At 50.9% G+C, this 9,491-nt stretch carries 9 protein-coding genes; all 9 read right to left on the bottom strand.

Annotated features, from left to right (window positions below):
• Positions 1-679: 679 nt before the first annotated feature.
• The gene (locus MUG06_RS03170; protein WP_215846563.1) at positions 680-1,765 is read right to left on the bottom strand and encodes an acyltransferase family protein; all 1,086 of its coding nucleotides are present in this window, start codon (positions 1,763-1,765) and stop codon (positions 680-682) included.
• A gap of 441 nt (positions 1,766-2,206) precedes the next feature.
• Positions 2,207-3,298: an acyltransferase family protein gene (locus MUG06_RS03165; protein WP_243077693.1), complete on the bottom strand. Its 1,092-nt coding sequence runs from the start codon at positions 3,296-3,298 to the stop codon at positions 2,207-2,209.
• A gap of 228 nt (positions 3,299-3,526) precedes the next feature.
• Positions 3,527-4,279 carry an L-cystine ABC transporter ATP-binding protein TcyN gene (gene tcyN, locus MUG06_RS03160; protein WP_243077692.1) on the bottom strand — a complete coding sequence of 251 codons (753 nt, stop codon included), beginning with the start codon at positions 4,277-4,279 and terminating at the stop codon, positions 3,527-3,529.
• Positions 4,276-4,944 carry a cystine ABC transporter permease gene (tcyL, locus tag MUG06_RS03155; protein WP_215846561.1) on the bottom strand — a complete coding sequence of 223 codons (669 nt, stop codon included), beginning with the start codon at positions 4,942-4,944 and terminating at the stop codon, positions 4,276-4,278. The genes tcyN and tcyL overlap by 4 nt, the downstream gene beginning before the upstream one ends.
• Positions 4,944-5,744: a cystine ABC transporter substrate-binding protein gene (tcyJ, locus tag MUG06_RS03150; protein WP_215846560.1), complete on the bottom strand. Its 801-nt coding sequence runs from the start codon at positions 5,742-5,744 to the stop codon at positions 4,944-4,946. Before tcyJ ends, tcyL begins: the two co-directional genes overlap by 1 nt.
• Before the next feature lie 104 nt (positions 5,745-5,848).
• A complete protein-coding gene (locus MUG06_RS03145; RefSeq protein ID WP_243077691.1) occupies positions 5,849-6,835 on the bottom strand; it encodes a D-cysteine desulfhydrase in 987 nt (328 codons plus the stop codon).
• A gap of 139 nt (positions 6,836-6,974) precedes the next feature.
• On the bottom strand, positions 6,975-7,478 hold the full coding sequence (gene fliZ, locus MUG06_RS03140; protein ID WP_215846558.1) for a flagella biosynthesis regulatory protein FliZ: 504 nt from the start codon (positions 7,476-7,478) through the stop codon (positions 6,975-6,977).
• A 50-nt stretch (positions 7,479-7,528) separates the two neighbouring features.
• Entirely contained in the window at positions 7,529-8,251 is a 723-nt protein-coding gene (locus tag MUG06_RS03135) for an RNA polymerase sigma factor FliA (protein ID WP_215846557.1), read from the bottom strand.
• A 143-nt stretch (positions 8,252-8,394) separates the two neighbouring features.
• A complete protein-coding gene (locus tag MUG06_RS03130; protein ID WP_215846556.1) occupies positions 8,395-9,363 on the bottom strand; it encodes an HNH endonuclease signature motif containing protein in 969 nt (322 codons plus the stop codon).
• Positions 9,364-9,491: the final 128 nt, after the last annotated feature.

The following is a 9,491-nucleotide window of genomic DNA, read 5'->3' as shown; positions in this document are numbered from 1 at the left end:
GTCCTCTTCGCGGCATCCCTGCCGCTCGTCCTGAAATCCCTCATTCTCTCGGCGAGTGAAATGGCCTCTGACAGACCCCGCTGCAACAGCGGCATCTTTTCTTTTATGTTTTGCACTGCTGTGAATCTCATAAACCCATCCCGCCTTCTCACGTCTTCGGTTACTGAATTTCTACAGCCCTGTCTGTGGGCTTTAACTTTATGAACTGAGTTTTGAGCTTTGAGCTTTGAGCTTTGAGGCATCAAAGTTTCAGACGAGGATTTATATAAGAAAGAAAAGAAAGTGGCAGGCGGTGGGTGCCGGAGGCATACGGCGCGCTGAGGAAAGAGCGGAGGCCAGGGCGAGCGGCAGGGATGCCGCGAAGAGGCTGGGTCGAGCCAGGACGGCGAGTCCAGCCGGTCCGTCAGGCCGGGTGAGTGACGAAGGAACCGCGCGAAGCGTGGCGCGGAGTCTGCCGGACGCCGGGATTGTTAAGGGGCTGGCGTAAGCCCCTTAACACGTCCGCCTGCCCGGAGCAGATGAAACTGCCCAGCGCCTGGCGGGCGGAACCTTCACGAAGTGAGCCCTCTTCACGAAGTGAGTCACCTGCACAGCCCGCTGCAAGCAAAATCCGCACTCCGTGCACTGACCTTAGCCCGCTGCAAGCGTGAAAGTGCCCACTTTGGGCACCCTCCCTCCGCTACACCGACGGACTGCGGTTCCGCTTCATCCCAATCAACGTTGGGAAAATAAACAGCGATTGTCCCAATCCACGGTTGGTGAGCGACCACACAGCAACCGAACAGAGTGAACAAAGGGCCACGATAGCCAACGGGTAGAAGCACGCCCATATAAACGAAAACCAGGCCTGTTCAAACAGATGGTGACGTTGGGCAAACAAAATCGCCGACATGCCAAAGAACTCAATGAAGATGCGATGTATCACATAAATTTGTAGCGTGTTGCGTCCAATCCAGTTCATGTAAGACATACTGAAATGCTGGTTTAGCCAGCGACAGGCGGCCACACTAAACAACACCGCGATAATGCAGGTAAACAGACTTTTATCGAGTCCAAAAATCACATGGATACCGGCCAGCGCCGCCAAGATTGCCCAAGGCATGAAGTTCTCACGACGCCATTCGCTGAGACGCAACATGGTGCTGCTGCAAAAAGCGCCCAATAAAAAGAACAGAAAATATTGCGCAACGCTTTGCGGTCCCCAATACGGAATGATTTTCTCGACAGCAAGATAGTTAAGGACCACCGCCGCGATAAACAGCGCCAACTTATATTGGCGAAACATCTTCGCACACAGGAAATATATCGCCAATCCGTACAAATACCAGGAAGTACTCATGGCCATAAAGGTTAATTTTAGAAATTCAAATAAAGAACCTGCATAAGCAGCGTTTAAGTTTTGAGAAATACGTTGACCGGTAATTTCAGTGGATATGCCAACAATCGACCACCATTGAATGAATCCCCATAATATATAAAGGTAGAATAGATTAGTAATTCGGCTGGTGAATACCTGTTTCCATGGCCGCTTCATAATTCCATTCGTCGCCAATAAACCAGAAACAAAGAAAAAAGCTGGCATTCGTAACGGCGACAAAACAGTATTAAACTGCACCCATATTTCAGCAGGAATCCATCCCGCAGAGAGATATTTCAGCGTGCTTTCAAACCCAGGCAATACTGTGTGATACAGCACGACCAACAGAATACAGGCGCCTTTTAGGGTATTCACCCACAATATTTCATCTGACTTGGTGTTGTTCATTTATTGACTCCTGCTGTGTGGTACAGAATGCTGAATAAACAATGCGAGGTATTGCACTAGGTTTTTAGAATTATTAGGTGATTATTCGCCAATGAAGGATGGGTGAATGTAGCGAAACTCTTAAAAGTCTTGAAGTGGCCCTGTTACAAACAGTTATTTACGCTATCTCATGTTTCTTTACATTAGCTGCGCATAAATAATCCTGCTTAATTTTAAACACTAAGAAGTGAAAATGAATTCGACTATTATGGCCTGCAGCATATTTAAATGAGAGAAACCTAAGGGCAATTAAACCAGAATAAAGTGGGCGAGTAGAAAAGATTTGTCAGATGCGTCAAAATGTTTAACGAGAATATAAAACATATGCTATGCAAAATTAAATGAGTAGGATTACGTGTAGGAATAAAATAAAAAAGGCCAGAATATCTGGCCTTATCGGGATTAACGTTCGCCAGGCACCTCTTCAGGTTTAACGGGCTGTCGCAGTAAACGCGGATACACAAACAGCATGCGTCCCGGACCACGATTAAGTATTGACCATACCGCTAAAGAGATCAGCACGCATAGCGTGACACCGCACACTGGCATCACTAACGCCCACGTCCAACTGAAGGCTGCCGTGCCAAACCAACCATAATGTAATGCCAGCGTCAGCGCGCTCAGGCCCAGCAGTTCAATGAAGATACGGTGCAAAACATAGATTTGCAGCGTGTTGCGGCCAATCCAGTTCAGCCATGCCATGTTAAAGCGCTCATTGAGGAAGCGGCACAGCACAATGCCAAATACGATGGTCAGTAAGCTATAGAACGGATTTTTATAATGGCCGACTGCATGATGTGCAATGCCGACTAGCGCGATCGCGGCTAACCACACCCAGTGGCGGCCTTCCAGCTTGCTTAACTCAACCAGCGCCTGGCTAAAGAAAACGCCGAGCAGAAAATAGAGATAGTTCTGTGCCACGCTGGCCGGGCCCCATCCGGGGATGAGATTGAATTGGGCCGCATAGTTCGCCACTAATGCCAACACCACCAGGGCGATCTTTTGTTTGTGGAACAGCTTGGTAGCAAGGAAAAAACCTGCCAGCGCGTAGAGATACCATAAGCTGGTCATTGACAGCATCAGCAGCTTCACAAACTCCAGCGGCGTATCGGCGTAAGCCGCATTCTTGGTACCCGAAAGCTTTTCACCCAGATGTGTCGCGATGTAGTGAATAGAGAGCCACTGAATCACGCCCCATAACAGGTAAAGATAAACGATATTGCTGAATTTTTTTGTAAAAACCTCCTGCCAACTTTTTTTGACGATGGAGCTGCAGGCCAGTAAACCAGAAACGAAGAAAAAGGCTGGCATTCGTAAAGGTGAGAGATACTTATTAAAGGCGACCCACCATTCAGCCGGCGCAATGCCTGCAGTCAGATAATGCAGTGAGGGCGCAAAGGTCGTGATGATGGTGTGGTGTAACACCACCAGCAAAATACACCCCCCTTTCAAGGTGTTAATCCAAAGAACTTCTTTCTTCGCTGGCGTACTCATTGTGATGTCCTGATGCCATGTATTTGTAAAGAATTATTTAGATTTATAAAAAAAGTCACAATGAGGTGGAATCCCAAAAGGAAAATTTCAGGGTTTAAGCGGGCAAGGTTTGTCCGAATTAAGGTCTAATTCAGGAAGTTACACTCATATCTCTGCGTTATTTTCAGATAATACCTGGATGAAATAGTTAACAGCAGTAATGCGCCTTCCTGGCGGAAGGCGAGATAATTACTGATTCAGGAACTTTTCGAGGAATTGGCGGGTACGTGATTGCTGCGGATTGCTAAACAACGCCTTCGCGTCACCTTGTTCAACGATGCGGCCCTGGTCCATGAAGATAGCGCGATCGGCTACGTCGCGGGCAAAGCTCATTTCATGTGTGACGATCACCATGGTGCGCTTCTCTTCTGCCAGCGCCCGTATAGTGTTCAACACCTCGCCAACCAGCTCGGGATCCAACGCAGAGGTCGGTTCATCAAACAAGATAACTTCCGGGCGCATCGCGAGCGCACGGGCGATTGCCACACGCTGCTGCTGCCCGCCCGAAAGACGACGAGGAAAACTCTCCTCTTTGCCCTGCAATCCCACTTTTTCCAGCAGTGAACGCGCTCGGGCTATCGCTTCTGCTTTCGGTTCACCTTTTACGATCACCGGGCCTTCGATGATGTTTTCCAGTACCGAACGGTGAGGAAAAAGGTTGAAGCTTTGAAAGACAAAGCCCACCTGCTGACGTAAACGACGAACCTGCTCTTTCTGTTTACTCTGCGCCAGCGCGGCTTCAATGGTGATGTCACCCACTTTGATGCGACCGCTGTCTGGAACTTCTAACAGGTTGATGCTGCGAAGTAAGGTAGTTTTTCCTGAGCCACTCGGCCCAATAATCGCCACCACTTCACCGGAGGCAACGTCAAGATCAATGCCGTGCAGCACCGTTTGGCCGTTGAAGGTTTTGACCAGTTTACGCACTTCAATGGCACTCATTTCGACTCCCGATCCTGACGGTTAACGTGATCTTCCAGACGATTTTGCAACATAGACAACAGCGTCGCCATCACCCAATAGATCAATGATGCTGCCAGATACATGGTGAACACTTCCAACGTCCGCGAGGTGATCAACTGTGCCTGACGGAACAGTTCCGGCACCTGAATGGTTGCCGCCAGCGACGTGTCTTTTACCAGGCTGATAAAACTGTTACCTAACGGCGGCAATGCCGTACGCGCAGCCTGAGGCAGAATAACGCGACGTAGCGTTTGCCAACGCGTCATACCGATACTGGCGGCCGCTTCCCATTGGCCACGTTCAATCGCAGAGATTGCGCCACGCAATGATTCTGACGCATATGCCGCCGTATTAAGCGACAAGCCAATCATCGCCGACGGGATCGGATCCAGCTCAATGCCGAACTGCGGCAAACCGTAATAAATCATAAACAGTTGCGCGATCAGCGGCGTGCCACGGAAGATCGACACATAGATGCGGGAGAGCCAGCTTATCGGCCACAAGTGCGACAGGCGCATCAGCGCAAGGATGAAACCCAGCACCAGGCCGAAAAACATCCCGCCAATGCTGAGTTGCAGCGTGAACAGCGCGCCCTTTAATAAAAAGGGTGCTGAATCCAGCACCAGTTGTAAGCTTTCCTGCATTATTTAGTCACGTCCGCGCCGAACCATTTTTCGGACAGCTTGCTGAGTGAGCCATCTTTCTGCATATCGGCAATCGCCTGATTAATCGCTTTCAGCAGATCATCATCGCCTTTACGCAGCGCCACACCCGATTCCAGACGTGAAAACGCATTACCCGCCACGGCCATGGTGTTGCCGGTCTTTTTCACCAGATCCAACGCAGCCAGACGATCAACCAAGATCGCATCAAGACGGCCTGAGCGCAGATCCTGATATTTGGTTGGGTCATCATCGTAGGTACGAATATCCACGTTTTTAACGTTATCACGCAGCCACTGCTCGTAGTTAGAACCTAAGCCGACACCCACTTTCTTACCGGACAAATCTTCAGGCTTAGTGATGGTGCCCGCTTTGGCTTTCATGGTCAGCGCCTGGACACCAGAAACAGTGTAAGGCGTGGAGAAGTCATACTTCTTCTTACGGTCATCAGAGATGGTGACCTGATTGATGACCACGTCGATACGCTTCGAATCCAGCGAAGCTAACATGCCGTCCCATTTGGTCGGTTTCAGGCTGGCCTTCACGCCAAGGTGCTGCGCCAGCTGCTCGGCGAACTCCACTTCAAAACCGGTCAGCTTGCCGCTTTCATCCTGGAAGCTGAACGGCGGATACGTGCCTTCAAGGCCAACCAGTAACGTGCCGCGATCTTTCACTTTATTCAGCAAATTTTCTGCCGCGAAAGTATTGACGTTAACGCCGGCGACCAGCGCCATCGCCATAACGCCCAGCGCCAGTTGGCGACGTACACGAGAAAAAACCATATTCACCCCAATTTATTAGTATGTGATGTGTGTTGTGCGGCAGCGTTTGCTGCCGAGCCTTACTGAGTAAGTTTTAGATTATAAACTGGATTTTTCCTGCTGTATCAGACTGAAGGGTGATAAGCAAATAACGCCGGTGCGCCGCCCGTATGAATAAACAGCAACGGGCCTTCGCGGCGGAAGCGATTTTGGTTGATGCCATCCAGCAATCCCGCCATTGCTTTGCCGGTGTAAACTGGATCGAGCAGGATACCTTCAAGGCGCGCCAGCAGTTTTACCGCTGCCATGCCCTCTTCGTTCGGCTCGCCGTAGCGGGGTGCAAAGTAATCATCCCAGAGCGTGATGGGCGCGTTGGCGGTTAGCGCTAATTGTGTTGCCAGCGGCTGACGAATGCGCTCGACCACTGGCAGCTGCGCTTCTACTGTGCGTGAAACCGTTATGCCAACCAACTCAGTTTCTGGCAGCAAGTGCTCCAGACCCACCGCTAAACCCGCGTGGGTTCCAGCGCTGCCTGATGCCACCACCACAGCGGCGAAATCCACCACACCTTCGCTTTGGTGCGCAATCTCCTGTGCGCATTCAACATAACCCAACGCGCCAAGCGTATTCGAGCCGCCCACCGGCACCACATACGGACGGAAACCCTGCGCTTCAAGCCGCGTGGCGTGTTCAGCGAGTTGTTCATGAGGATTATGCAAGGCATCAACCATGACGATTTCGGCATCCATCAGGTCGAGCAGCAAGCGGTTCCCGTTGCTGAGGTAGTTTTCTGAGGCAGTACCAATCGGATTTTCAAGCAGGGCAACGCATTTCAAACCCAGCCGAGCGGCGACGGCCGCGGTTTGCCGCACATGGTTGGACTGGATTGCGCCCGCAGTCAGCAGCACGTCGGCCCCTTCACGCAGCGCATCAGCGGCCAGGAATTCGAGTTTACGCAGTTTATTGCCGCCCATCGCCACTGGCGTGACATCGTCACGTTTTATAAAGATATCGCGGGCAAGATAGTCGGAAAGTCGGGGTAAATGCTCAAGCGGCGTGGGTGCGCCAAGCAGTTCCAGACGAGGAAATTGATGAATAAGTTGTAAAGACAAGGCTGCCTCCAAGGCATTGCGCAATGATCTTTACAGTGTTGCAGAAGATGAGGAAAGGATCATCCGTAAATCTGCGAGGCGCTGCACGCGAGCAACTATTCATTGCTCGCGTGCTATCCATTCAGCCGCGAATGGCCCCTCAGTTTTGCTGCCAACCCAAAAATTGGTCGTACTTACGCAACGCAATGCGGTAATTGTTATTGCCCGCATCCGGTAAATCACGTTCCAGACACTCATGCCAGCTATTACCTTGCAGTCTGTCGGCAGGGAAATTTTTGGCTTTCAACATGTCGTCCAGCCGACGTAGCCGCACCACGTATTCACGTATGGTGCTGGGGCTCATTTCAGTCTGTTCGAACAAATATTGCTTAAACGCCATAATGTCGAAATAGTTTGGATGGGTATTACAAAAAATGTCGCTGCAAAAACGACATAACGCGGTCAGTTCGGGCTGAAGTTTCAGCCACAGTGGTTCATCAATCATTTGGTCCATCCGAGCGATGGCCTCTTTATTGATGATCTGACCGCGAAAAACGAGCGCCATACGATCTAATACCTTGCCACAATGCGAACAATGACTTTGGCTGTGTTTATAGTCTTTAAGATAACGACTTAACGGTCTGGCTTTGGTTTTGGCTCCCATTGCTGAGTCCCCGGTTTCTTATATTTTTGAATCGCCAGGAACTGATACTGCTAGCGCGCTCCCGTAAGTCGGGCACGCAGGCGTTTGATCGCCTGACTGTGCAGTTGGCTGACTCGGGATTCCCCTACATCAAGCACCGCGCCAATCTCTTTCAGGTTCAGTTCTTCCTGGTAGTACAGTGTCAGCACCATCTTTTCGCGATCGGGTAACGCTTCGATCGCTTCAATGACGCGCTCACGCAGACTCCCTTCTAACAACTGATGAAGCGGATTAGCCTCTTCGTGGCCTTCCGTCACCAGCTCCGCACTGTCGCCGTGTTCTTCTCGATACTCGTCGTAGGAAAAGAGTTGGCTGTTGTTGGTGTCCAGCAGAATCTGCCGGTACTCCTCCATCGAAACATTCAACTGTTGAGCCACTTCCTGCTCGGTAGCAGCACGCCCCAACGTCTGTTCTACCTGATGCATGGCACCGGCTACCTCGCGTGCGTTACGACGAACGCTACGTGGTGCCCAGTCCCGACTGCGAAGCTCGTCCAGCATTGAGCCACGAATGCGCTGCACTGCATAAGTGGTAAAGGCGGTGCCCTGCAGCGCGTCATAGCGCTCCACGGCATTCAACAGACCAATGCCACCTGCTTGCAGCAGATCGTCAAGCTCAACGCTGGCTGGCAGACGCACCTGAAGGCGCAGCGCTTCGTGCCGCACCAGAGGAACGTAACGCTGCCAGAGCGAATGCTTATCCATCACGCCATCGGCGGTATAGAGATTGTTCACGTTGACTACCCTGCGTTAATGAAGTTATCGGCATGATTATCCAATTCTGTAGGGTTTTTGATTGGGTGAATAGGCGGGGTAAATCGAGGTTATTTCAAATTTGTTATATCAGGAGGCGACGATTACGCCCCCTGTGAAATAGATTAGCGCAGCGCGAGCAGGCGCTGCCGCGTGCCCGACGGCACAGCATCCCATAATGCACAGGTCTGCCCTTCCAGCGCCTGATAAAACGGGCTTATACTTTCAAGCGCTTCTTCACCCGGATGAAAATAAATCCGTCCCGATTCACCATCAATATTAATCAATCGGTTAATGAATAAACGCTGCAAATCACTGCGTAAAAACAAGCCGTTATCCACGCTGTTGTCGGCTAAAAAGCCCTCTTCGTTTTCACGCGTATCGATATAACAGGCTTCAACCCACGGCCAGTTATGACGATCGGTAAGACGCGTGCCGGTGATCACGCAGGCACCATAGCGCGCTTTAACTGCGGCGGTGAATTCTGTCTGACTGGCGCGTTGCAGCACTTTGGCTTTGACGCGCCGCCCCACTTCTGTTCCAGGCATTACCGCTGTAGGCACTTTATGTTGCGGCGTGCTGAGAACCACAATGAACTGAATGCGTCGCGACTGCGGGAAACAGGGATTGGCCTGCGGGTTAAACAGCTGCCAGTACTCCTCTTCTTCATCCTGGCGCATCAGCACCAGCTTATAGCCGCGACTGGTCAGCAGATTCTGCGCCACCGCGGAGTGCGGATCGATCATCGCGTAAACCCGACTCTCTCCCATCACCTGCCAAAGATTCTCTTTTTTGCCCTGCTCGCTGCGGCGGAAATAGAGAAACGGCAGTTGCTGCTTTAAATAGTGCTCAAAACGGCGCAGATAGTTTTTGCGCTCATTGTCGTTAGAGATGAACAGCAAATCCTCTTGTGGACTGTTGCTCTCTTCATGGGCAAACACCGCGCGAATTTTCAGCGTGCGGAAGCTGGTGCTGGGACTGAGTAAAGCGCGTGCCGTTAACTCTTTATCATCAGGGTATTGCTGGGAGTAGCGTAAGGCGATCTCTTCGAAGGTCAGCAGCTCACCCGGTAACAAGTCATAATTGAAGCGCATAGACACTCCAGAAGTCGGAAAAAAGGATCAAACGTTGTGTTGTTGTAAAAGGAGTTATCGGCAGATCGGAGAGGATCTGTAACAGGACGGTTTCGTTTAGGAATAATCCCCAATAAATAAAAAAACCC

This window comes from Pantoea sp. MQR6 (genome assembly GCF_022761075.1).
Classification (GTDB): domain Bacteria; phylum Pseudomonadota; class Gammaproteobacteria; order Enterobacterales; family Enterobacteriaceae; genus Pantoea; species Pantoea phytostimulans.
This window is presented reverse-complemented; position numbering and strand designations above follow the sequence as displayed.